General features: G+C 64.5%; 23 protein-coding genes. 6 read left to right on the top strand and 17 right to left on the bottom strand.

Going from position 1 to position 22,297, the window contains the following annotated elements; translation table 11 throughout:
* Positions 1–8: 8 nt before the first annotated feature.
* From BMI89_RS03535 to BMI89_RS03500, 8 genes are all read right to left on the bottom strand, one after another.
* Complete coding sequence (locus BMI89_RS03535) at positions 9–662, bottom strand: 3-oxoacid CoA-transferase subunit B (RefSeq protein ID WP_232621648.1); 654 nt, start codon at positions 660–662, stop codon at positions 9–11.
* The gene (locus tag BMI89_RS03530) at positions 649–1,341 is read right to left on the bottom strand and encodes a CoA transferase subunit A (protein ID WP_078542167.1); all 693 of its coding nucleotides are present in this window, start codon (positions 1,339–1,341) and stop codon (positions 649–651) included. The genes BMI89_RS03535 and BMI89_RS03530 overlap by 14 nt, the downstream gene beginning before the upstream one ends.
* Positions 1,338–2,696, bottom strand: coding sequence for an aspartate aminotransferase family protein (locus tag BMI89_RS03525; protein WP_078569860.1), 1,359 nt, complete (start codon positions 2,694–2,696; stop codon positions 1,338–1,340). The genes BMI89_RS03530 and BMI89_RS03525 overlap by 4 nt, the downstream gene beginning before the upstream one ends.
* Positions 2,693–3,463 (bottom strand): amino acid ABC transporter ATP-binding protein, encoded by a 771-nt coding sequence (locus tag BMI89_RS03520; RefSeq protein ID WP_078542169.1) that lies wholly within the window; start codon positions 3,461–3,463, stop codon positions 2,693–2,695. Before BMI89_RS03520 ends, BMI89_RS03525 begins: the two co-directional genes overlap by 4 nt.
* A gap of 16 nt (positions 3,464–3,479) precedes the next feature.
* The gene (locus tag BMI89_RS03515) at positions 3,480–4,136 is read right to left on the bottom strand and encodes an amino acid ABC transporter permease (RefSeq protein ID WP_078522569.1); all 657 of its coding nucleotides are present in this window, start codon (positions 4,134–4,136) and stop codon (positions 3,480–3,482) included.
* 47 nt (positions 4,137–4,183) lie between these two features.
* Positions 4,184–4,831, bottom strand: a complete 648-nt coding sequence (locus BMI89_RS03510; protein WP_078522568.1) for an amino acid ABC transporter permease — start codon at positions 4,829–4,831, stop codon at positions 4,184–4,186.
* A 10-nt stretch (positions 4,832–4,841) separates the two neighbouring features.
* Complete coding sequence (locus BMI89_RS03505; protein WP_168176767.1) at positions 4,842–5,633, bottom strand: creatininase family protein; 792 nt, start codon at positions 5,631–5,633, stop codon at positions 4,842–4,844.
* A 95-nt stretch (positions 5,634–5,728) separates the two neighbouring features.
* Complete coding sequence (locus BMI89_RS03500; RefSeq protein WP_078522566.1) at positions 5,729–6,514, bottom strand: ABC transporter substrate-binding protein; 786 nt, start codon at positions 6,512–6,514, stop codon at positions 5,729–5,731.
* Between the two features lie 155 nt (positions 6,515–6,669).
* Between BMI89_RS03500 and BMI89_RS03495 the strand changes: the two genes are divergently transcribed.
* Positions 6,670–7,626, top strand: coding sequence for a LysR family transcriptional regulator (locus tag BMI89_RS03495; protein ID WP_078569858.1), 957 nt, complete (start codon positions 6,670–6,672; stop codon positions 7,624–7,626).
* Positions 7,627–7,635: 9 nt separating this feature from the next.
* Here the strand turns inward: BMI89_RS03495 and BMI89_RS03490 are convergent, their stop codons facing one another.
* The gene (locus BMI89_RS03490) at positions 7,636–8,220 is read right to left on the bottom strand and encodes a cupin domain-containing protein (protein WP_078569857.1); all 585 of its coding nucleotides are present in this window, start codon (positions 8,218–8,220) and stop codon (positions 7,636–7,638) included.
* Positions 8,221–8,378: 158 nt separating this feature from the next.
* Here BMI89_RS03490 and BMI89_RS03485 point away from each other — a divergent pair, with 158 nt between their 5' ends.
* Both BMI89_RS03485 and BMI89_RS03480 read left to right on the top strand, forming a co-directional pair.
* On the top strand, positions 8,379–9,653 hold the full coding sequence (locus BMI89_RS03485) for a 4-aminobutyrate--2-oxoglutarate transaminase (protein WP_078569856.1): 1,275 nt from the start codon (positions 8,379–8,381) through the stop codon (positions 9,651–9,653).
* Between the two features lies 1 nt (position 9,654).
* Entirely contained in the window at positions 9,655–11,109 is a 1,455-nt protein-coding gene (locus BMI89_RS03480; protein WP_078569855.1) for an NAD-dependent succinate-semialdehyde dehydrogenase, read from the top strand.
* A 298-nt stretch (positions 11,110–11,407) separates the two neighbouring features.
* Here the strand turns inward: BMI89_RS03480 and BMI89_RS03475 are convergent, their stop codons facing one another.
* Positions 11,408–11,884 (bottom strand): cytochrome c-type biogenesis protein, encoded by a 477-nt coding sequence (locus tag BMI89_RS03475; protein ID WP_078569854.1) that lies wholly within the window; start codon positions 11,882–11,884, stop codon positions 11,408–11,410.
* 3 nt (positions 11,885–11,887) lie between these two features.
* A complete protein-coding gene (locus BMI89_RS03470; protein ID WP_078569853.1) occupies positions 11,888–13,855 on the bottom strand; it encodes a heme lyase CcmF/NrfE family subunit in 1,968 nt (655 codons plus the stop codon).
* Between the two features lie 166 nt (positions 13,856–14,021).
* Between BMI89_RS03470 and BMI89_RS20805 the strand changes: the two genes are divergently transcribed.
* Genes BMI89_RS20805 through BMI89_RS03455 form a run of 3 tightly spaced genes read left to right on the top strand, consistent with a single transcriptional unit; the run spans position 14,022 to position 15,584 of the window.
* Positions 14,022–14,429 carry an META domain-containing protein gene (locus BMI89_RS20805; protein WP_168173873.1) on the top strand — a complete coding sequence of 136 codons (408 nt, stop codon included), beginning with the start codon at positions 14,022–14,024 and terminating at the stop codon, positions 14,427–14,429.
* Positions 14,430–14,469: 40 nt separating this feature from the next.
* Complete coding sequence (locus tag BMI89_RS03460) at positions 14,470–15,198, top strand: rhomboid family intramembrane serine protease (protein ID WP_078569852.1); 729 nt, start codon at positions 14,470–14,472, stop codon at positions 15,196–15,198.
* Positions 15,198–15,584, top strand: coding sequence for a GFA family protein (locus tag BMI89_RS03455; RefSeq protein WP_078569851.1), 387 nt, complete (start codon positions 15,198–15,200; stop codon positions 15,582–15,584). The genes BMI89_RS03460 and BMI89_RS03455 overlap by 1 nt, the downstream gene beginning before the upstream one ends.
* On the opposite strand, the gene BMI89_RS03450 is transcribed toward BMI89_RS03455, so the two are convergent.
* The 6 genes from BMI89_RS03450 to pheS form a co-directional block, all read right to left on the bottom strand.
* Positions 15,560–17,182, bottom strand: coding sequence for a GMC family oxidoreductase N-terminal domain-containing protein (locus tag BMI89_RS03450; protein ID WP_078569850.1), 1,623 nt, complete (start codon positions 17,180–17,182; stop codon positions 15,560–15,562). The two genes, BMI89_RS03455 and BMI89_RS03450, sit on opposite strands and share 25 nt — an antisense overlap.
* 235 nt (positions 17,183–17,417) lie before the next feature.
* On the bottom strand, positions 17,418–19,826 hold the full coding sequence (gene pheT, locus BMI89_RS03445) for a phenylalanine--tRNA ligase subunit beta (RefSeq protein WP_078569849.1): 2,409 nt from the start codon (positions 19,824–19,826) through the stop codon (positions 17,418–17,420).
* 10 nt (positions 19,827–19,836) lie between these two features.
* A complete protein-coding gene (locus tag BMI89_RS03440) occupies positions 19,837–20,130 on the bottom strand; it encodes a YrhK family protein (protein ID WP_078522554.1) in 294 nt (97 codons plus the stop codon).
* Positions 20,090–20,521: an ASCH domain-containing protein gene (locus BMI89_RS03435; RefSeq protein WP_078569848.1), complete on the bottom strand. Its 432-nt coding sequence runs from the start codon at positions 20,519–20,521 to the stop codon at positions 20,090–20,092. Before BMI89_RS03435 ends, BMI89_RS03440 begins: the two co-directional genes overlap by 41 nt.
* Positions 20,522–20,528: 7 nt before the next feature.
* Entirely contained in the window at positions 20,529–21,008 is a 480-nt protein-coding gene (locus BMI89_RS03430; protein WP_078569847.1) for a hypothetical protein, read from the bottom strand.
* Positions 21,008–22,081: a phenylalanine--tRNA ligase subunit alpha gene (pheS, locus tag BMI89_RS03425; RefSeq protein ID WP_078522552.1), complete on the bottom strand. Its 1,074-nt coding sequence runs from the start codon at positions 22,079–22,081 to the stop codon at positions 21,008–21,010. The genes BMI89_RS03430 and pheS overlap by 1 nt, the downstream gene beginning before the upstream one ends.
* Positions 22,082–22,297 lie beyond the last annotated feature (216 nt).

Raw genomic sequence — 22,297 nt, 5'->3', positions numbered from 1 at the left:
GTGGTGCCTCAGAATCTGGGAATGTCGCCTTGCGGCAGTGCAAGGGGCGCGCCGGTCGCCTCGCGGATCTCCGTCTCGGAAATGCCCTCGGCCAGTTCGACCAGCGCGAAGCCCTGCGCGGTCACGTCCACGACCGCCATGTCGGTATAGATCCGCGCCACGCGCCCCTTCGCGGTCAGCGGCAGCGAGCAGGTCTCGAGCAGCTTCGGGTTGCCCTTGCGGTCGCAATGGGTGGTCATCACGACGACGCGGCGCGCTTTCTGCGCCAGTTCGATCGCGCCGCCTGCGCCGGGGGAGAACTTGCCCGGGATCTTCCAGTTCGCCAGATCGCCGTTCTGCGCGACCTCGAAGGCGCCCAACAGCGTCAAATCGAGCCGCCCGGAGCGCACCAGCGCGAAGCTCACCGCGCTGTCGAAAAAGGCCGAGCCGGGGATCGTCGAGACATAGGCCCCGCCCGCGTCGATCAGGTTCCGGTCCGCGCGCTCGGGCGGCAGCGTCGGCCCGATCCCGGTCAGCCCGTTTTCCGAATGCAGGCAGACGGGGAAGTCGGCGGGCAGATGGTTGACCACCTTGGTGGGCAGGCCGATGCCCAGGTTCACGACCATGCCGGGCGCGATTTCGCGCGCGGCACGGGCCACCATGCGGGATCTAGCGTCTGACAATGCCATACTCCTCGGAAATCTCGTCGAGTTTCACGACGTGGTCGATGAAGGCGCCGGGGCTCTCGGCCGCGTCCGGGTCGATCCCGCCCAGCGGCAGAAGCTCTTCGGTCTCGGCGATCACGCGGGTCGCGGCCATCGCCATGAGCGGGTTGAAATTGCGCGCGGTGGCGGCATAGGCGAGGTTGCCGAAGCAATCGGCGCGCGCGGCATGGACCAGCGCCACATCGCCACGCAGAGCCGGTTCGACCAGCATTGGGCGGCCATTCATCTCGACCACCTGCTTGCCCTGCGCCAATTCGGTGTCGATGCCGATATCGGTGAGTATCGCGCCAAGCCCCGCGCCCCCGGCACGGATGCGCTCGGCGAGGATGCCCTGCGCGCAGAACTCGACCTCCATCCGGCCCTCGTTCATCGCCGCGATGGCGTTGGCGTTGAGTCCGAGATGGGTGACGATCAGCTTGCGCACCTGACCGCCCGCGATCAGGTGGTCGATCCCCATGCCCGCCTCGTTGGCGTCGTTCTTGACCAGCACGAGGTCGCGCTGCCCCTGACGGGCCAGCTCGCGCAGCAGCGCGAAGGGGGTACCGGGCACGCCGAAGCCGCCCACAAGCACCGTGGCGCCGTCGGGGATCTGCGCGACCACCTCTTCCATCGCGATGGATTTGTCGGGCAGCTTCATGCGCTGACCTCCTCGACCACCGGCAGGTCGTGATTGGCGGCGAAGGCGTCGAGCGCGTCGATGAGGATCGCCATGATCTCGTCGATCTGCGCCTCGGTCACGATCAGCGGCGGGCAGACGAGGAAATGGTCGCCCTCGTAACCGCCCCGCGTGCGCCGCGAATAGATGATGAGACCGCGCTCATAGGCCAGTTCGACCAGCTCGGTATGGGCGTTCCACTCCTTCGGCAGAACCTCCATCGTGTCGCGGTCCGAGACCAGTTCGAAGGCCAGCAGCAAGCCCTTGCCGCGCACATCGCCGATGAAGGGATAGCGGTCCATCAGCCCGGTCAGCCGTGCCTTGAGAACATCGCCCATCCGCTCGGCATTGCCGATCAGGTCGTGTTCTTCCATCTCGTCGAGCACCGCGAGACCCGCCGCGCAGGCCAGCGGGTTGCCCGCATAGGTGAAGCCGTGCAGGAAGCCGCCCGCGTCGAGCAGCGCCTCGACCATGTCGTTGCGTGCGACCACCGCGCCCAGCGGCGCGTAGCCCGCCCCGAACCCTTTCGAGAGCGCGACGATGTCGGGAGTGATCCCCCAATGCTCGGCCGCGAGGAACTTGCCGGTGCGCCCGGCCCCGGTCATCACCTCGTCATAGATCAGCAGGATGCCGTATTCGCGGCAGATCTCGGCCACGCGGGTGTAATAGCTGTCGGGCGCCACGAGCGCGCCGGTCGAGGCCCCGCCCACCGGCTCCATCAGGAAGGCGAGCACCGTCTCGGGGCCCTCGGCCTCGATCTTCTCGCGCAGCATCTCAGCATATTTGATGCCGCGTTCTTCCTCGGTGAGATTGTCGCGGTCGAGGTAGCAGGTCGGCGCCGGAACTTTCGGCATCTCCGTGAACATCGGCGCGAATTTCCCGGTGAAGAGCGGGCTGCCGGTGACGCTCAGCGAACCCATCGTCGCACCGTGATAGGAGGGCAGCCGCGAGATCACCTTGTAACGGCTCTCCTCGCCCTGCGTGACCGCATATTGCCGCGCGAGCTTGATCGCGGTCTCGACGGCCTCGGAACCGCCGGAGACGAAGAACACCTTGTCGAGCCCTTCGGGCATCCGCGCGGCGACCCGTGCGGCGAGATCCTCGGAGGGGTGCGTGCGGAAATGCAGCCGGTAGCCGAAGGTCGAACGGTCCATCTGCGCCTTCATCTTCTCCAGCACGCGCGGATTGGAATGGCCGATATTGGAGACCATCGCCCCCGAGGAACCGTCGATATAGCGTTTCCCGTTCTCGTCGTAGTGGTAGATTCCCTCGGAGCGTTCGAGGAAAGGCCGCGGCTGGCGCGACTGGTAGAACAGGTGAGACTTTTCAGTCGTCATTTTGCACCTTCGAGATGTTTGCGCAGGAAATTCCGGGTCCGTTCCTGGGTCGGGTTCTTGAAGACCTGCTCGGGCGGGCCCTCCTCGACCACGACGCCCTTGTCCATGAACAGCACGCGGTCGCAGACCGAGGCGGCGAAATCCATCTCGTGGGTGACGATGATCATGGTCATGTGCTCTTGCGCGAGCTTCTTCATGACCAGGTTCACCTCTTCCACCAGCTCGGGATCGAGCGCCGAGGTGGCTTCGTCGAACAGCATCAGCTTCGGCTTCATCGCCAGCGCACGGGCAATCGCCACACGCTGCTTCTGACCGCCCGAAAGCTGCGCCGGGTAATAGTCGATCCGCTCCAGCATGCCGACGTGATCGAGCTGCTCTTCGGCGAGCTTGTTGGCCTCTTTGTCGGAGATCTTCTTCAGCAGCTTCGGCGCCATCGTCACGTTGTCCCGAACGCTGAGATGCGGGAATAGGTTAAAGTGCTGGAACACCATGCCGATGTCCTGACGCATCTGGTTGATGTGCTTCTCATACTGGTTGTGCGGCAGGGACTTATTCACCTGCACCCCGTCGAGCCAGACCTCGCCGCCGGTGAGCGGGTCGAGATCGTTGATGGCGCGCAGCAGCGTGGATTTCCCCGAGCCCGAGGGCCCGATGATCGCGACGATCTGGCCACGCTCCACGTTGAGCGAGATGTCCTTGAGCACTTCCAGCGTGCCGTAGGATTTCTGGGCGTGACGGATCTCGACGAAGGATTTTGTCTCTGTCATGTCGATATCTCCCGGATCAGCGATAGAGGCGGTTGCGGTTCTCGAACCAGCGGATCACCGCCTCCATGCCGAGATTGATGATGTAGTAGAGGACGGCAGCGGCCGCGTAGAACTCGAAGGCGCGGTAGGTCTGGCCGATGGCGCGCTGCGCCGAGAGCGTCAGCTCAGACACCCCGATCACCGAGACCAGCGCCGAGTCTTTCAGCAGCGCGATCATGTTGTTGCCGATGGGCGGCAGCACGTCGCGCACCGCCTGCGGCACGACGACCTTGACGAGCGCCTGTCTGCGCGACAGGCCCAGCGTCCGTGCGGCCTCCATCTGACCCTTGTCCACCGCCAGCATCGCAGTCTGGATCAGCTCGGAGTTATAGACGGCGAAGTGGAAGCCCAGACCGATCACACCTGCCACGAAGGCCGGAAGGTCGATGCCGATCTGCACCAGCCCGAAATAAATCAAGAAGAGTTGCAGCAGCAGCGGCGTACCCATGAAGAGCCAGGCGATGAAGCGTACCGGCAGGCGGATGATGGCAGGCGCATAAAGCGCGATCACCGCGAGCAGGATACCTCCGAAGAAGCTCAGCAGGGCCGAGGCGGCGGTAATGGCGATGGTCCACAGGACACCCAGCAAGAGCGTGCCGTAGAAAGGCGGGATGACGGAGAAATCGAGACCCATGGCTCACTCCTTCTCTTGCGGGCGGGAAAGGGGGGCGGATGCGCGGCTCATTGGATGCGCACCTTGCGGTCGAGGAACGACACGCCCTTACCCACCGCGGTGATGATGATGAGGTAGAGAACCCCCGCGAGGAAAAACATCTCGAACGGCTTGTAGGTCGAACCGATGTAGCGTTGCGCGGTGTAGGTCAGCTCCACCACCGAGATCGCGGAGACGAGCGCCGTACCCTTGATCTGCGCGTTGATGTTCACGCCGAGCGGGCGGATCATCAGGCGCAGCGCCTGCGGTAGTGTCACCTTGCGGAACGCCTGCGCCTTCGACAGGCCCAGCGTGCGCGCGGCCTCGGTCTGGCCCCGGTCGACCGCGACGATCGCGCCGCGCATCGTCTCGGTCATGTAGGCCCCGATATTGACGCCCAGCCCGATCACACCGGCCTGAAAGGCATCGAGCTGGATGCCGATCTGCGGGCCGCCGAAATAGAGCAGGAACAGCTGGATCAGCGCGGGAGTGCCACGAAAGAAGCTGACATAGGCCGCCCCGATGAAGCGCAGGATGGCAAAGCGCGAAAGCCGGGACGCTGCGCCAAGTGCGCCGCAGATGAGCCCCAGCACGATGGTCAGAACCGACAGTTCGACCGTGATCACGGCGGCTTTCAGGAAGTACGGATAGACCTTGAGGATTAGTTCGATATCCACGGCATTCCCCTTAATGATGATCGCGGCGGGACAGGATGGGCAGCGCGCGTATCTCGCGCACGAGCGCTGTCGTCTCTTCGATCGCCGCTTCCAGGAACGCCTTGCCAGTCTCGGCATCGGCGACAGTTGGATCCCCCATCGTGCCGTCGGGTGACACAGAGGACCACCAGCGCATAAGCATCGCCTTGCCACCACCGGCCGCCAAATCGAGATTGAAGAATTTGGTGTCGGGATCGTGCAGGTTCTGACACTCGGCCTTGTCGAGATCGACAAGCTCGGGGTGCAGATGCTTGCACATCGCAGCTTCGAATTCTCCGGCATGGGCAATGCCGCCCACCTCGGATTTGCGCAGGTCCTGAATTCGGTCGCTGCACAAGTTCCAGTAGGACGCCGAGACACAGATGATGCCGGTGCGGATGACCGTCTTGCGCGCCGCGAGATCGAGGATCGGGTGGTTCGACCCGTGCGAGTTCAGCAGCAGGATCCGGCGGAAGCCGTGATGCGCGAGGGACTCGGTCACGTCGCAAACGAAATTGATCAGCGTCTCCGGCTGAATCCAGATGACCCCCGGAAAGTCCTTGTGATGCTCGTTGAAGCCATAGGGGATCGCGGGCATGACGAAAACTTCGTCGGGCGCGGCGTCGGCAACACCATTGGCCACCGCCATTCCCAGAACCGTATCGGTATCGAGCGGCATATGCGGCCCGTGATCTTCCGTTGCAGAAACATTCAGGATCACCACACGATCCTTATCCGCGTCACGGACCTGCTCCCAAGTCAGCTTTCCATAGTCGGCGGTCATCCGTTCGGTGTCCTTTCGGGAATCCATCGAAGTTTGGGGTGTGGCGGGGCAGCCGTCAGACGACGGACTGCCCACCATTCCTTGGATCGCGCCGATCAGCGGATGTCAGCGCCGATCCACTTCATCGCGATTTTCTCGTAGGTGCCGTCTTCCATCATGGAATCGAGCGCCTTCTGCATCGCGTCTTTCAGCTCGGGATTGCCCTTGCGGATAGCGATGCCCGCACCGATCGCGTCGGTCTTCAGATCGTCGAGAATGCGGTATTTGTAATCGTTCTTCTTCATCGCGAGGATCGCCGCGATCGAGTCGTTGATGATCGCGTCGACACGACCGTTCTGAAGCTCGAGGATCAGCTCGGGCAGACCTTTGTAGGTCTTCACGTCATAGCCTTGCTCACGCGCCCACTCTTCGTGCGTCTCGCCCAGCGTCACGCCGACGGTGACGTCCTTCAGATCGGCGACGGACTTGATCGGACTGTCGGGCAGCACGAAGATCGCGCGCTTTGTCGTGTAATACGGACCGACGAAATCGACGACCTTCTCGCGCTCGGGCGTAATCGACATCGAGCCGACGATGGCGTCGTATTTGTTGGCCAGCAGACCGCCGATGATCCCGTCCCACGCGGTCGTCACGATCTCGGTCTTCAGCCCCATGCGCTTGGCGATCTCCTCGCCGATAGCCGGGTCGAAGCCCACGACCTCGTTCGAATCGTTGATGAAGTTGAAGGGCGGGTAGGCGCCCGACATGGCGATCCGGATCACGCCCTTGTCCTTGAGGCTCTCCAGCTCGTCAGCCGCGGCGAGGCTGGGCAGCGAAATGCCGGTCGCTGCGAGCGAGCCAGCCCCGAGGATGGTTTTGAGAACGGTTCTGCGGTTGGTCATGGATTTCTCCTGTTGGTCATGACTGCGGGCGGCCTTGTTTCCGGCGCGTCCCGCCACGGCGAGCGCCCCTTCCAGAGCCTCGTTGACGGAAACGCTTGCATGGCGACCGCCATTGCGCAAATAAATAATAGAAATCTTCAATATAGATCTAGGCTATGGTCAAGCCCTACGAACAACGTTTCCCTTGGCATCTCGACTGGAACCTTCTGCGCACTTTCATGGTGGTGGTGGAGCAGCGGGGCATCTCCCGGGCGGCCTATCTTCTGGGGCTCAAACAGCCCACGATTTCGGCCGCGCTCAAGCGGCTGGAGGAACGCACCGGCCACGAGCTGATCATCCGAAAACCCAATGAATTCAAAGTCACTAGGGCGGGCAACCTGCTCTATCAGGAATGCGCCCAGATCTTCGGCGCGGTGTCGCAAATCCCTTCCCTGCTGGAGACCGGCGCGGAGGAGCTGCGCGGCCATATCGCGATCACGACGACCTCGCATGTGATCTCGGATCACTACGACGCAGTGCTGCATGATTTCGCCACCGAACATTCGAAGGTGACCTTCTCGATGACGGTGGCCGAGAGCGAGGAAGTGGTGAACCGGGTGCAACAGAATCGGGCGAGCCTGGGGATTTGCCTGCTTCACAAGACGCCCGAGAACCTCCGCGCGCAGGTGCTCTACCGCGAGTATTTCGGATTGTTCTGCGGCACGCGCCATCCCCTTTTCGACCGCGAGGACATCACCCTCGCCGAGATCGAAGGCGAGACCTCGGTGTCGTTCCAGACCGAGACCGAGGACGGCCCGCTTCACCCGGTTTCGCTGCTGCGTGCGCGGGCCAAACTCGCCCCGAGCTGGCGCGGGGTGTCGTCGAACCTGCACGAACTGCGCCGGATGATCGTGGCCGGCATCGGCATCGGGGCGCTGCCGCTGCACGTCGCGCATCGCGACGTCGAGTCGGGTCGGCTACGCCAGTTGCCGCCCTATGACGGGTTGCCGATGGTGAATATCTACCTGCTCACCAATCGGCAGCGAAAGCAGTCGAGCGCGGAAGCCGCCTTCCTCGCGGCCTGCGAAAAAATGATGGCCGAGAGCGATCTGACAGAGCGGACCTATTACTGAGAGCACCGCTCAGAAAGTCGGCGGGGTCGCGGCCGAGACCACCACGCAACGCGCCTTGGCCACGTTCCGGAACCGGTGCGGCAGGCGGCTGTCGAACAGGTAGGCATCGCCCGCGCGCAGCAACTCGGTGGTCTCGCCGACCGTCAGCAACAACTCGCCCTCGATAACGAAACCGCCCTCCTCGCCCTCATGGGCATAGGCCTCCGCCCCGGTATCGGCGCCGGGCTCATAGGTCTCGTAGAGCAGCAGAATGTTGGTCTGCCCCGACTTGCCCGCCCGCTTGAGCGAGAGCGCATCGAGCGCCGCACCGCCCGAGCGGTAGATCCGGCCCGGGTTGATCTCGGTAAGCTCGGAATGCCGGAAGACGAACTTGCCGGGCTCGGCGGGCGTGTCGCTGTCGAAGAACTCCGCCAGCGTCGTCTCGAGAATTTCGAGGATCTTGCGCAGCGAGGTGATCGAGGGCGAGGTTTTGTTACGCTCGATCAGCGAGACCAGCCCGTTGGTCACGCCCGACCGCTGCGCCAGCTCGCGCTGCGACAATCCCTTGTCCTCGCGGATCGCCCGAAGCCGTCCGCCCACGTCGAATTCGCTCACCGCAAGCCTCCTGTCCTGTGCCTGTTCTAGAGTGCGGCCGGGCGGATTTCCAGCACGCGCACCTTCGCCATGCGTTTAACAAACTAAACATTGCACAGTTATCCGTTAAACACTAGCGTCACATCATTCCGTGATTCTCCAGCCCCTGAGGAGTGCCCATGTCCAGCAATGCCGACCTCGAAACCCGCCGCGCCGCCGCCCTTGCCCGGGGCGTGGGTGTGCAGACCCAAAACTTCGCCGTCTCCGCCGAGAACGCCACCGTCACCGATGCCGATGGTCGCGAACTGATCGATTTCGCCGCCGGGATCGCGGTGGTGAACACCGGCCACCGCCACCCGAAAGTCATCGAGGCGGTGAAAGCCCAGCTCGACGCCTTCACCCATACCTGCCATCAGGTGATGCCCTACGAGCCCTATGTGCGCCTCGCCGAGCGGCTCAACGAAAAGGTGCCGGGCGATTTCGACAAGAAGTCGATCTTCGTCACCACCGGAGCTGAATCCGTCGAGAACGCGATCAAGATCGCCCGCGCCTACACGGGCCGCAACGCGGTCATCGCCTTCAGCGGCGGCTTCCACGGCCGGACCTTCATGACGATGACGCTCACCGGCAAGGTCGCGCCCTACAAGGCGGGCTTCGGCGCAATGATGCCCGACGTGTTCCACGTCCCCTTCCCGAACGCGCTGCATGGCGTGTCGACCGACGACAGCTTCGCCGCGATGGAGAGCCTGTTCAAAACCGATCTCGACCCCACGCGCCTCGCCGCAGTGATCTTCGAGCCCGTGCAGGGCGAAGGCGGCTTCAACTCGGCGCCGCATGATTTCGTCAAGCGCCTGCGCGCCTTCTGCGACGAGCATGGCATCGTGATGATCGCCGACGAGGTGCAGACCGGCTTCGCGCGCACCGGAACGCTGTTCGCCATGGACGCCTACGACGTGGCGGCCGACGTCACCACGATGGCGAAAGGTCTGGGCGGCGGTCTTCCGATCGCGGCGGTGACCGGTCGCGCCGAAATCATGGACGCGGCGAACCCGGGCGGTCTGGGCGGCACCTATGGCGGCAACCCGCTGGGAATCGCTGCCGGGAACGCGGTGCTCGACGTGATCGAGGAGGAAGACCTCTGCGCCCGCGCCAACGAGCTCGGCTCGCGTCTCAAACAGCGTCTGGAAGCCATCCGCGCCAACATGCCAGAGATCGCCGAGATCCGCGGCCCCGGCTTCATGGTCGCGGTCGAGCTGATGTCGGACGGCAAGCCCGATGCAGCGCTGACCCAGCGCATCCGTGTCGAAGCGCTCAACCGCGGCCTGCTGCTGCTGACCTGCGGCGTCTATGGCAACGTGATCCGCTTCCTCGCGCCGATCACTATCCCCGACGACCAGATGGCCAAGGCGCTCGACATCCTCGAAGAGGCGATGACCGCCGCGAAGGAGGGCTGATATGCTCAAGCTGAACGACCCGAGCCTGCTGGAGACCCGCGCCTATGTGAACGGCGAGTGGATCGAGGGCGCGAAGCGCTTCGCCGTGCAGGATCCTGCGACCGGCGAGACCGTCGCCGAGGTGGCCGATCTCGACGTGGACGCCACCCGCGCCGCGATCGAGGCCGCCCATGCCGCGAAACCGGACTGGGCCGCGCTCACCGGCAAGGAGCGCGCGGGCTACCTGCGCCGCTTCCACGACCTGATGATGGAAAATCAGGACGACCTCGCCGCGATCCTGACCGCCGAGATGGGCAAGCCGCTGGCCGAGGCCAAGGGCGAGATCGCCTACGGCGCAAGCTTCCTCGAATGGTTCGCCGAAGAGGCCAAGCGCGTCTATGGCGACGTGATCCCCGGCCACCAGCGCGACAAGCGCATCCTCGTGATCCGCCAGCCCGTGGGCGTGGTGGGCTCGATCACGCCGTGGAACTTCCCCAACGCGATGATCGCGCGCAAGCTGGCCCCGGCGCTGGCGGCGGGCTGCACCTTCGTCGGGCGTCCCTCCGAACTGACGCCGCTCTCGGCCCTCGCGATGGCCGTGCTGGCCGAGCGCGCGGGCATCCCGGCGGGTGTCTTCAACATCATCCCCGGCGTCGATGCGGCGGGCATGGGCGAAGAGCTCTGCGCCAACCCCAAGGTCGCCAAGATCACCTTCACGGGCTCGACCCGCGTGGGCAAGATCCTGATGCGCCAAGGGGCGGAGACGGTGAAGAAGATCAGCCTAGAACTGGGCGGCAACGCGCCCTTCCTCGTCTTCGACGATGCCGATCTCGATGCGGCGGTCGAAGGCGCGATGATCGCGAAGTTCCGCAATAACGGGCAGACCTGCGTCTGCGCGAACCGGATCTACGTGCAGGCCGGGGTCTATGACGCCTTCGCCGAGAAGCTGACCGCGCGGCTTGCGACCCTGCAGCCAGGCAACGGCTTCGAGCCGGGCGTGACCACCGGGCCGCTGATCAACGCGGACGCGCTGGCCAAGGTCGAAGCGCATATCTCGGACGCGACCGAAAAGGGCGCGCAGGTGGCTGCGGGCGGGCATCGCTCGAACCTCGGGCGCACCTTCTTCGAGCCGACGCTGCTGACCGGCGTGACGCAGCAGATGCGGGTCGCGCGCGAGGAGACCTTCGGGCCGCTCGCTCCGCTGATCCGCTTCGAGACCGAGGCCGAGGCGATCGAGATGGCCAACGCGACCGAATTCGGGCTGGCGGGCTATTTCTACGCCAACGACCTCGCCCGCGTCTGGCGTGTGGCCGAAGCGATGGAGACCGGGATCGTCGGTGTGAACACTGGGCTGATCTCGACCGAGGTCGCCCCGTTCGGGGGCATCAAGCAATCGGGTGTCGGCCGCGAAGGCTCGAAATACGGGATCGAGGATTTCACCGAGCTGAAATACATGTGCCTCGGCGGGATCGAGTAAGCGCTGCCCCCGAGAGATCAGGGCGAGAATAGAGAAGCGGCGGGCTTACCCGGCGCTTCTTTCATTTTCAGACGCCTGAAGAGCGCCTGCGCCCGGAGCGCGCCGAAGGCGCAGGGCGCGCGCCGGCCCGTCCCGACGGGCTGACGCATTGGTAACCGCGCGCGACGTTCATTCGATGGAGGGGCGTGGCTGGCATAAAGCGCCTGCCGTCTAAGGTCGCGATGCGCCACCCCACGGGCCGCCGCGCGCCCTGCTTTTCCGTCTGGATGGAAGGCTCGAGCGAGGGCAGGAAAGCCCCCTACTCGCCCATCAGCTCATTAAGCCGCTTGCGTTCGTCCTCGGAGAGATCGGGCTGAGCCGGACCCTCGGATGCGGTGCGGCGCGAACGAACATAGAAGAACCCGCCGATCAGCGCGACGATCAAAGCCCCCGGGCCGAGATACCATAGCAGCAGGTTCGCCCCGCGCTTCTCCGGCTCGAACAGGACATACTCGCCATAGCGGGCAGTGATGTAGTCGATCACCTGGCTATTGGTGTCGCCTGCCTGCAAACGCTCGCGCACCAGCAGCCGCAGATCCCGCGACACCTCGGCATTGGAGTCGTCGATATTCTCGCCCTGACAGACCGGGCAGCGCAGCACCCTGGAGATTTCGCGCGCCCGCGCCTCCAGCGCCGGGTCCTTCAGGATCTCGTCGGGCTGCACCGCAAGCGCAGGCCCGATCGAGAGGAGCGCCGAAAGCATCAATGCCAAGGCAAAGAAGGTTTTCCTGAGCATCGTTTACTCCGCCGGAGACGCTTGCGACGGGGCGGCACGCGATTTGCGCGCCCCCGCTGCCACACGGTAGCGACGATCCGACAGGCTCAGCAGCCCGCCCAACGCCATGATGATCGCGCCCGCCCAGATCCAGTCCGCGAAGGGCTTGATATAGGTGCGCACCGCGTAGCCGCCCTGATCCTGCGGATCGCCGAGCACGAGGTAGATATCGCCCAGCGGCGTGGTGTGGATCGCGGCTTCGGTCGTCGGCATCCGCTGCACCGGATAGACGCGCTTCTCGGGATGCATGGTGCCGATCAGCTTACCGTCCTTCTCGACCGTCATCGTGCCGGTGGAGGAGGTGTAGTTCGGACCTTTGACCTGTTCGACCTTCTGAAGCGTGATCTGGTAGCCGTCCACGGTGAAGGGCTCGCCGAGCTTGGCGACGCGGATATCCTCTATCTGGCCCGCGGTCAGAAGACCGATGCCGATGAAGGTGACACCCAGACCCGCATGCGCGGTGGCCTTGCCCCAATCGGCGCGCGGCAGGCGCTTGAGGCGTCCAAAATTACGCGCCGAACGCTGCCACAGCTCGGTCATGGCCCCGAAGACAAGCCAGCTGCCCAGGAACACCGCGACGAGCGCGAGCAGCGAATTGCCGCTCTCGACAGCCCAGGCGAGGCCGCCCACGGCCAGCGCCAGCACGAAGGCCGGGATCAGCGGCTTCACCACGCGGCCAAGGCGCGCGCGTTTCCACGGCATCATCGCGCCGACCGGCAGGATCAGGGCGAGGATCACCATGAACGGGGTGAAAGCCTGATCGAAGAACGGCGCGCCGACCGACAGCTTGCGGCCAAAGAACATCTCCGCGACCAGCGGCCAGACCGTGCCTACGAAGACCACGAGCGCCGCGACGGCCAGCAGGATGTTGTTGATCACCAGCGCGGTTTCCCGCGACAGCATCGAGAATACGCCCTTGGCCTGCATCGAGGTCGCTCGGAATGCATAGAGCGTCAGCGCCCCGCCCACGAAGAGCGCGAGAATGCCGAGGATGAAGATGCCGCGCTGCGGGTCGGAGGCGAAGCTATGCACCGAGGTGATCACGCCCGAACGCACGATAAAGGTGCCGATCAGCGAGAAACCGAACGCCATGATCGACAGAAGGATGGTCCACGACTTCAGCGCCTCGCGCTTCTCGACCACGATGGCCGAGTGCAACAGCGCGGCGGCCAGAAGCCACGGCATGAAGGAGGCGTTCTCCACCGGGTCCCAGAACCAGAAACCGCCCCAGCCAAGCTCGTAATAGGCCCACCACGAGCCCAGCGCGATGCCGATGGTCAGGAAGATCCAGGCCGCCAGCGTCCACGGCCGCACCCAGCGCGCCCAGGTCGCGTCGACCCGCCCCTCGATCAGCGCCGCCACCGCGAAGGAGAACGACATCGAGAGACCGACATAGCCGAGATAGAGGAAGGGCGGGTGGAAAGCCAAACCCGGATCCTGCAGGAGCGGGTTCATCCCCTCGCCGTTGAACGGCGGCTCCGCGAGACGCAGGAACGGGTTGGAGGTGAAGATGATGAAGCCGAGGAAGGCCACGCCGATCCAGGCCTGAACGCTCAGCACGCGGGCGCGCAGCCGCGGCGGCAAGGCGCCACCGAACACGGCCGCCGCCGCCCCGAACAGCGACAGGATCAACACCCACAGAAGCATCGAGCCTTCGTGATTCCCCCAGACGCCGGTGATCTTGTAGAGCATCGGCTTGTCGGTATGGGAATTCGCCCAGACCAGCTTCAGCGAGAAGTCCGACACGACGAAGGCGTGGGTCAGCGCCGCAAAGCTCACCGCGATGAGCAAAAACTGCGCTGTCGCTGCGGGTTCGCCGACCGCCATCCAGCCGCGCCAGCCTTTTTGCGCGCCGACGATGGGCACGATGGCCTGCACGATGGCCACCGCAAAGGCGAGAATCAGGGCAAAATGCCCGAGTTCATTGATCATGGGACTCCTCCTGTCGCGGGGCGAGAGCATAGAGATATACGGCCTTCGGGCCAAGGAGGATGCGCGCCGATGTCGCAACTTTCCGACAGCCGCTCACGGGGGCGTGAATGGCACAGCCCATTCTCAAGGTCTAAGCAAGGCGCGTGAGACCAGGAGGGATGCGAAAATGCGTGCGATCGTGATCGGCCCGCTGCTGGCCTTGGGGCTTGTGGCAGGATGCCAGTCGGAGCCGGGCGACCCTCTCGAGGCGATTGCGCCGAACGCGATCTGGGAAGTGGTGTCGATCGACGGCAAGCCCATCCCCGACGGCGTCGAGGTCACCCTGACCCATCCCGAAAAGGGCCTGATCGCGGGCAAGGCGGGCTGCAATCACTATAACGGCCGGATCTCGGAAAAGGACGGTCGGGTGCGCGTCGGCGAGCTGGCCGGAACGCGCATGATGTGCCCCGAGCCCGCGATGGGTGTCGAGAAGGCCTTCCACTCGGCCATGGCCCGCGTCGATACGGTGAAACTGTCGCAGGATCGGCTGGAGCTGATCTCGCAGGGCGACACGGTGATCGAAGCCACGCAATAAGCGCCTTGACCGGCGGTGCGGGGCGTGGCCCTCTCGGGCAATGTTCCCGATCCGCGATCACAACCCCTCTTACAGCACCCCGTGGGTCACATGGACCCTGATCGCGATCAACATCGTGGTCTATGTCTTCACCGCGCCCTGGGGCGGCGATATGCGCGAACTCTGGCTCGACAACGCGCTCTGGCCTGCCGCGGTGACCCATGGCGTCGCGTGGCACGGGCTTTTCACCCACATGTTCCTGCATGCGGGCATCCTGCATCTGGCGGGCAACATGCTGTTTCTCTGGGTCTTCGGCGACAATCTCGAAGACCGGATGGGGCGCGTTCTCTTCCTGATCTTCTATCTCGCCTGCGGGCTGGCCGCCGCCTTCGCACAGATCGCCGCAAACCCCGATGCGACCGTGCCGATGGTCGGGGCCTCAGGGGCGATTGCAGGCGTGATGGGGGGCTATCTGCTGCTCTATCCCAAAGCCCGGATCGACGTGCTGTTCTACTTCCTCGTCTTCTTCAAGATCTGGGCCACGCCTGCTTGGCTGGTGCTGGGCCTGTGGTTCGCGATCCAGCTATTCAACGAGCTGACCTCCGGCAAGGCAGGCGGGGTGGCACATATGGCCCATATCGGAGGCTTCGTGGCGGGCGCGCTTCTGACGCTGCCGCTGTGGTATCGCCTTGGCGGGCCGCTCTTCTGGCGGCTCACCCATGGCCACCCGCCCTTCCCCGAGGCGCGCGAGCGCCAGACCAATATCCCCACAGTCACACGGAGACGCTGATGCTGCCCGAGATTCAATCGCCCCACCGCCTGACCTGCCATTGCGGCGCGGTGGAGATGGAGGTGACACTCTCCGACGGGCTCAACACCAAGCGGCGCTGCGACTGCTCTTTTTGCCGTCGGCGCGGCGCGGTGGCGGTCTCGGCGCCGCTCTCTGGCATCCGCATCGTGAAGGGCGAGGATAACCTGACGCTCTACCAATTCGGCACGATGACCGCGAAGCATTACTTCTGCAAAACCTGCGGCATCTACACCCATCACCAGCGCCGCTCGAACCCGGAGCAATACGGCGTGAATGCCGCCTGTCTGGAAGGGGTGAACCCGCGCGATCTGGACCCGGTGCCGTGGAATGACGGCGTCAATCACCCGACCGATCGCGCCGACTGATCCTTTCGAATGAACGCGGCGGCGCGCTCCGCGATCATGATCGTCGGCGCGTTGGTATTGCCCGAAATCAGCCGCGGCATCACCGAGGCATCGACAACGCGCAGCCCGTCGATCCCGCACACCCGCAGCTGAGGATCGACCACCGACATGTCGCCCTGCCCCATCGCGCAGGTGCCGACCGGATGGTAGATCGTATCCGCCCGTGCCCGGATGTCGGCCATCAGCCCTTCATCCGTCCCGTCATGCGGATAGAGCCTGCGCCCCCGCCACGGGCGAAGCGGCTCTGCCTCGGCGATCCGGTCCAGAAGCCGCGCGCCTTTCAGCAGCAGCTCTGCATCGCGCGGATCGGAGAGGTATTCGGGATCGATCAAGGGCGCCGCGCGCGGATCGCTCGAGGCCAGTCGCAGCGTGCCGCGTGACTGAGGCCGCAGCGGGCAGATATGAGCCGACCAGCCATCGGCCAGATGCGGCTTGCGCATATGCTGATCGACGATGCCCACGACGAAATGGATCTGCAGATCGGGCCGGGTGAGGCTCGGATCGCTCCGCAGGAAGGCCCCACCCTCGGCCATGGGCGAGGCGAACAACCCCTCGCCATGCTTGCGCCACGCGCCCGCCGCCCGTGCCAGCCGCATCAGCCCGCGCGGGTTCAGCCCCACCACATCGGGCCGGGGCGAGGTGTAGCTGATGACGTAATCCAGATGATCCTGAAGGTTTGCGCCTACGCCCGGCAGATCGAGACGCGGTTCGATCCCGACCTCGCGCAGATGATCCGCAGGCCCGATCCCTGAGAGCATCAGCAGCTGCGGCGAGCCGAACGCCCCCGCCGAGACGATCACCTCGCGCGCCGCTTCGATCTTCATCCGCTTGCGGCCTTGCCGGACGATTGCCCCCGTCGCGCGCCCGTCCGCGATCTCGATCTTCTCGGCCCGCGCGCGGGTCAGCACGGTCAGATTGGGCCGCGCCATCACGGGATGCAGATAGGCCGCCGCCGCAGAACAGCGCTCGCCCTTGCGCGGACCGTCCCAAAACTGCGTGACCTGATAGAGCCCCGCCCCTTCCTGTCGTGGCCCGTTGAAATCCTCGTTCGGCGGGCATTGCACGGCTTCGCAGGCCTCAATGAAAGCGCGGCTGATCGCCCGCGGGCGACGCTGATCGCCGACCTGCAACGGCCCTGCCGCGCCATGCCAGTCCGACGCCCCGCGGGCATTGCGCTCGGAGGCGAGGAACCACGGCTTCACGGTCTCCCAGTCCCAGCCCTCGGCGCCCGCCTCGGCCCAGCCGTCGTAATCCTCGGGCTGGCCGCGCGCATAGAGCATCGCGTTGATCGCCGACGACCCGCCCAGCCCCCGGCCCCGCGGCTGGAACCCGCGCCGCCCGTTCAACCCCGGCTGCGGCACGGTGCGCAGCGCCCAGTTGTGGATCGGCGGCCGCCCCGCCACCATCGCGGCGACCAGCGCAGGCGCACGCACGAAGATGTCGCGCGCCTCGCGGCCCGCCTCGACAAGACAGACAGTCACGGTCGGGTCCTGCGACAGCCGCGCCGCCAGCACCGACCCCGCCGAGCCGCCGCCCAGAATGAGATAATCGAAACGCAAGGGCTCCTCCTTCCCTCGTTCGCGAAAAGCCTAACGGGTTTCGGAAGATAGGGAAGGATTACGCTGGGTCGGACGGGTCAGGGACGCGCCCGAGCCTCGGGTGAGAACGGCTGGAGTTGAATGCCCGGATCAGCCGCGTCAGCGGCCCGGGCAGCGCCCGACCGCCCTCCGCTGCACGCAAAAGAAAACGCCCGGTCTCTCCGACCGGGCGTTCCAAACTCTCTCGAGGACAACCTTAGCTGCGCAACGTGCCGCCGGTGGCTTTGCTCACCTTCTCGACGATCTTCTTGCTCACCGCCTCGATCTCGGCATCGGTCAGCGTCTTGTCGGCGGGCTGCATCCGCACCGTCAGCGCGATCGACTTCTTGCCCGCGCCCATCTGCTCCTCGGCCTTCGCGCCGGTGAACTGGTCGAAGACATTGACGCTCTCGATCAGCTTCTTGTCGGCGCCCATCGCCGCGTTCACAGCGGTCAGCGCCTCGACATTCGCATCCACGACGAAGGCGAAATCGCGCTCGACCGCCTGCAAGTCGGAAATCTGCAGCGCGGGCCGGGTCGCGCCCTTCTTCTTCGGGAAGGGGATGTTTGCCAGACGGATCGTGAAGGCGACCGCCGGGCCCTTCACGCCCAGTTCGCGCAGCACCTTGGGATGCACTTCGCCAAAGGTCGCCAGCAGGTTCGGACCAAGCGCCACATTGCCCGCGCGACCCGGATGCCACCACGCGTCCAGCTTGCGGTTGATCTGCGCGCGCGCCGGAGCGCCGACCGCGGCCAGCACGGCCTCGGAATCGGCCTTCGCATCATAAAGGTCCACCGGACGGCGCGAGCCGAAGGGATCGCGCGGCGCGGAGTGACCGACCAGAAGCCCGGTCGCCTGCAGAACCTGCTCGCCCGGCTCGCCGCCGTTGAACGCAGGGCCCACCTCGAACAGCGCCAGATCGTTCAGACCGCGCGCCTGATTGCGGGCGGCCGCCTGCAAGAGACCCGGCAGCAGATCGGGGCGCATATGCGTCATCTCCGAGCTGATCGGGTTCTCCAGCTTCGTCGCATCCGCGCCACCGCCGAACAGCTTGGCCGAGGCCTCGTCGATGAAGCTGTAGGTCACGCATTCATTGTAGCCCAAAGCCGCCGTCGTGCGCCGCGCCATCCGCTCGCGCTGCTGCATCGGCGTCAGGATCGCGTCCGGCACGCCGGTCGTCTCGCGGCCCATCGGCTTACCCTCGAGCTTCGTCAGCGAGGCGATGCGCGCCACTTCCTCGACAAGATCGGCCGAACCCAGCACATCGGGGCGCCAGGTCGGGGGCGTCGCCATGTCGCCGTCGAGCGTGAAGCCAAGCGCCTCCAGCGTCTCGCGCTGCGTGGCCTCGGGAATATCCATGCCGACGAGCGAGATCACCCGCGCCGGGTCCAGCTTGTAAGCGCGGCTGACATCCGGCACCGCGCCGTCCATCACCACGTCCGACACTTCGCCACCGCAGAGATCGACGATCATCTTCGCCGCCAGATCGAGCCCCGGCAGCGTGAAGGCCGGATCGACACCGCGCTCGAACCGATACCGCGCATCCGAATTGATCTTCAGCGCTCGACCGGTCGCCGCGATGGTGATCGGGTCCCAATAGGCGCTCTCGAGGAACACATCGACCGTGTCCTCATCCGCGCCGGACTCCTCGCCACCCATGATCCCGGCAAGGCTCTCGACGCCCTTGTCGTCGCAGATCACCATGTCGCCTGCGCGCACGGTATAGGTCTTCTCGTCGAGCGCGAGGAACTCCTCGCCGCCCTCGGCCGGTTTGATCACCAGATTGCCCGCCACCTTCTTCATGTCGAAGACGTGGAGCGGCCGGTTCAGGTCATAGGTGAAGTAGTTGGTGATATCGACCAGCGTCGAGATCGGGCGCAGACCGATCGCCTTGAGCCGCTTTTGCAGCCACTCAGGCGACGGCCCGTTCTTCACACCGCGGATCACGCGGCCAGCAAATAGCGGGCAGCCCTTGTCCTTCAGCACCGGGTCGATCGTCACCGAAATCGGAGCGTCGAACGCAGCCTCGACCTTCGGCACGTCGAGCGGCTTGAGCTTGCCCAGACCCCGCGCCGCCAGATCGCGCGCAATCCCGCGCACGCCAAGCGCGTCCGGCCTATTCGGCGTAATTGCGATCTCGATCACCGGATCGACCGCCTCGGGACGGTTCTCGGCCAGCCAGTCGGTGAACTTCTGCCCCACCTCGCCCGACGGCAATTCGATGATCCCGTTATGCTCGTCCGACAGCTCCAGCTCGCGCTCGGAGGCCATCATCCCGTGGCTCTCCACCCCGCGGATATTGCCCACCGACAGCGTCACGTCGATGCCGGGCACATAGTCACCGGGCTTGGCCAGCACGACCGTGATCCCGGCCCGCGCATTCGGCGCACCGCAGACGATCTGCGTCACACCCTCATCCGTCTCGACCATGCAGACCCGCAGACGATCGGCGTCGGGGTGCTGCTCGGCGGACTGCACCTTGGCGAGCGTAAACGTCTCCAGCTTCGCCGCCGGATCGATGACCTCCTCGACTTCCAGACCCAAATCGGTGAGCGCCTCGGCGATCTGATCGACGGTGGCCTCGGTCTCGAGATGATCCTTGAGCCAGGACAGGGTGAATTTCATCGGACTTCCCTCAGGATTGCTTGCGCTGCGCGAGGTCCTTGTAATCCCCCATCTCAAGGAGTTTCAACTCCCGCCAAAGCCGGATCGAGGGTTTTGCGGCGAAAAGGAGCGACCCGATCAGGAACAACCACGTGCCGGGGATCATCAGGCTCTCGTAGAAGAAGAAGATCGAGCCGATGACGAAACAGAAGGCCGCGCCGAAATCAACCACCGTATAGGCGATCTCCGTGAGGGCGACGAAGCGGCGCTGCTCGGGGCTTTGTTCATGCTTCGGGGTGTCGAAGAGGCGTTTCTTCTGGGCCATCGGGTTCTCCTTGATAATCCTTTACCAAGCGAAACCGTTCGCAAACGAGTTCCATCTCGGGGGTAAAACCTCCGTTACGCTCGAAATAGGCCTGATGACCCTGCCGCCAGCCCTCCAGCGTCTCGTCCTCCCCCTCGGCCAGCGCGAAGTCTTCATCGACATCGCAAAACCGCCGGATCGTGACCTCGACGGTCTCGATCATAACAGCGGGGTTGCCATCCCAGTCGAGCGCAATGTCGCGCCGCCCCACCACCGGCATATCCTCGCCCCCTTCGGTGAAATAGGTGAGCGCACCGCAGGTGGCGGTCTTCTTGCCCTGGCGGATCAGGGCGAGGAGCTGATCGCAGAGCGCGCGACTGTCGCCGAAGGTGAAGGTGATGGGGGTGGGCATGGGGGCTTCAGACTTTTTTATTCGACTCCCCAAAACTATCGAAACGAGGAAGGAATTCTACGGTATCACGTAAGTCAGCATCCATAGCGCGAACTAGTGCATCGAACTTATCCGAAAAATCGTTAATTTGCCTATGGAGCTTACTTTCTTCGCGAAGAATATCACCTTCCTCGTACCCCTCCCCATCAAAATACAACCGGGCATCAACGAGTGATTCACGAACTAACATGACACGATCAAAAAGCCCGTTTCCGGCAACTAGTCGGGTCTCATACGCCCGGCCTTGAAGGCGACGTAACTCACGGAAGAATAGCTCGCGATCGCCCACCACTTCATCGCGAAGAGCGATAATTTGAGTTATCAGAGCTCGATACAATTCACGCTTTTCTTTACGGAATTGGAAATCATGCTCAAGCTTTCTTTGCCACGCGTAAAAAACGGTCCCGACGAACAGACCAACAACCGCGGCTGAAGAAAGCCATTGCATCACCGGCTCAACCCACCAGCCACCGTCGGCAGATCCAGCGCGCTGAACCCATAGTGCTTCAGCCAGCGCAGGTCGCTCTCGAAGAAGGCCCGCAGGTCGGGGATGCCGTATTTCAGCATCGCGAGGCGGTCGATCCCGATGCCGAAGGCGAAGCCCTGCCATTCGTTCGGGTCGATCCCGGCGGACTCGAGCACTTTCGGATGCACCATCCCCGAGCCGAGAATCTCCATCCAGTCGTCGCCCTCACCGATCTTCAGGCTGCCGCCCTCCCACGAGCAGCGGATATCGACCTCGGCGGACGGCTCCGTGAAGGGGAAATGCGAGGCGCGGAAGCGCAGCTCGACGCCGTCCACCTCGAAGAAGGCCTTGCAGAACTCCTCCAGCACCCATTTCAGGTTCGCCATCGAGATGTCCTTGCCGATCGCCAGACCCTCGACCTGATGGAACATCGGCGTGTGGGTCTGGTCCATGTCCATGCGGTAGACGCGGCCCGGCGCAATCACGCGGATCGGCGCGCCCTGCTCCAGCATCGCGCGGATCTGTACCGGCGAAGTATGGGTACGCAGCACATGCGGCGGACGATTGTCGCCCTCGTCGCGATGCATGAAGAACGTGTCATGCTCCTGCCGCGCGGGGTGTTCGGGCGCGATGTTGAGCGCGTCGAAATTGTGCCAGTCGTCCTCGATCTGCGGGCCTTCGGCCACGGCAAAGCCCATATCGGCGAAGATCGCGGTGACCTCGTCCATCACCTGAGAGACCGGGTGGATCGTGCCTTGCCGCCGCGGACGGCCCGGCAGCGTCACGTCGAGCCATTCCTCGCGCAACCGCGCATCGAGCGCCGCATCTGCCAGCGCCGCCTTCTTCGCGCGCAGCGCCGCGTCGATCTCGTCTTTCAGGACATTGAGCGCCTTGCCCGTGGTCTGGCGCTCCTCCGGGGTCATCTTGCCCAGCTCACGCATCTTCAGGCTGATCTCGCCCTTCTTGCCCAAGGCAGCCAGACGGATCTCTTCCAGCGCGGCCTCGTCGGTCACATCGGCCACGGCGCTCAGGTATTTATCGCGAAGCTCTTGCATATCATTCCCCGGGAATTTGCTTGGCCCACGGGTTAGCCGCGCCGGCGCGCCTTTGCAACCTCGCGCTTGCAGGCAAAGGGCGGATGGGGGCGCTGCCCCCGGCCTTGCGGCCTCCCCCGGGATATTTCCCTCGAGAAGAAGCGCAAAACATCCTTAACCAGAATCGGATTGTCTCGGAGACGCGGTACAGGCGGGGACGCCGATGACCGCTCGAGG

The sequence above is a fragment of the Thioclava sp. F36-7 genome (assembly GCF_002020075.1).
GTDB classification, from domain to species: domain Bacteria; phylum Pseudomonadota; class Alphaproteobacteria; order Rhodobacterales; family Rhodobacteraceae; genus Thioclava; species Thioclava sediminum.
Note: the sequence above shows the minus strand (reverse complement) of the source record. Positions and strands in the feature narration are given on the sequence as shown.

Coding starts and splice junctions, on each gene's coding strand:
- BMI89_RS03530 (WP_078542167.1), bottom strand. CDS start 1,341: ATGAAGCTGCCCGACAAATCCATCGCGATGGAAGAGGTGGTCGCGCAG.
- BMI89_RS03525 (WP_078569860.1), bottom strand. CDS start 2,696: ATGACGACTGAAAAGTCTCACCTGTTCTACCAGTCGCGCCAGCCGCGG.
- BMI89_RS03520 (WP_078542169.1), bottom strand. CDS start 3,463: ATGACAGAGACAAAATCCTTCGTCGAGATCCGTCACGCCCAGAAATCC.
- BMI89_RS03515 (WP_078522569.1), bottom strand. CDS start 4,136: ATGGGTCTCGATTTCTCCGTCATCCCGCCTTTCTACGGCACGCTCTTG.
- BMI89_RS03505 (WP_168176767.1), bottom strand. CDS start 5,633: ATGACCGCCGACTATGGAAAGCTGACTTGGGAGCAGGTCCGTGACGCG.
- BMI89_RS03500 (WP_078522566.1), bottom strand. CDS start 6,514: ATGACCAACCGCAGAACCGTTCTCAAAACCATCCTCGGGGCTGGCTCG.
- BMI89_RS03495 (WP_078569858.1), top strand. CDS start 6,670: ATGGTCAAGCCCTACGAACAACGTTTCCCTTGGCATCTCGACTGGAAC.
- BMI89_RS03485 (WP_078569856.1), top strand. CDS start 8,379: ATGTCCAGCAATGCCGACCTCGAAACCCGCCGCGCCGCCGCCCTTGCC.
- BMI89_RS03480 (WP_078569855.1), top strand. CDS start 9,655: ATGCTCAAGCTGAACGACCCGAGCCTGCTGGAGACCCGCGCCTATGTG.
- BMI89_RS03475 (WP_078569854.1), bottom strand. CDS start 11,884: ATGCTCAGGAAAACCTTCTTTGCCTTGGCATTGATGCTTTCGGCGCTC.
- BMI89_RS03470 (WP_078569853.1), bottom strand. CDS start 13,855: ATGATCAATGAACTCGGGCATTTTGCCCTGATTCTCGCCTTTGCGGTG.
- BMI89_RS20805 (WP_168173873.1), top strand. CDS start 14,022: ATGCGTGCGATCGTGATCGGCCCGCTGCTGGCCTTGGGGCTTGTGGCA.
- BMI89_RS03460 (WP_078569852.1), top strand. CDS start 14,470: ATGTTCCCGATCCGCGATCACAACCCCTCTTACAGCACCCCGTGGGTC.
- BMI89_RS03455 (WP_078569851.1), top strand. CDS start 15,198: ATGCTGCCCGAGATTCAATCGCCCCACCGCCTGACCTGCCATTGCGGC.
- pheT (WP_078569849.1), bottom strand. CDS start 19,826: ATGAAATTCACCCTGTCCTGGCTCAAGGATCATCTCGAGACCGAGGCC.
- BMI89_RS03440 (WP_078522554.1), bottom strand. CDS start 20,130: ATGGCCCAGAAGAAACGCCTCTTCGACACCCCGAAGCATGAACAAAGC.
- BMI89_RS03435 (WP_078569848.1), bottom strand. CDS start 20,521: ATGCCCACCCCCATCACCTTCACCTTCGGCGACAGTCGCGCGCTCTGC.
- BMI89_RS03430 (WP_078569847.1), bottom strand. CDS start 21,008: ATGCAATGGCTTTCTTCAGCCGCGGTTGTTGGTCTGTTCGTCGGGACC.
- pheS (WP_078522552.1), bottom strand. CDS start 22,081: ATGCAAGAGCTTCGCGATAAATACCTGAGCGCCGTGGCCGATGTGACC.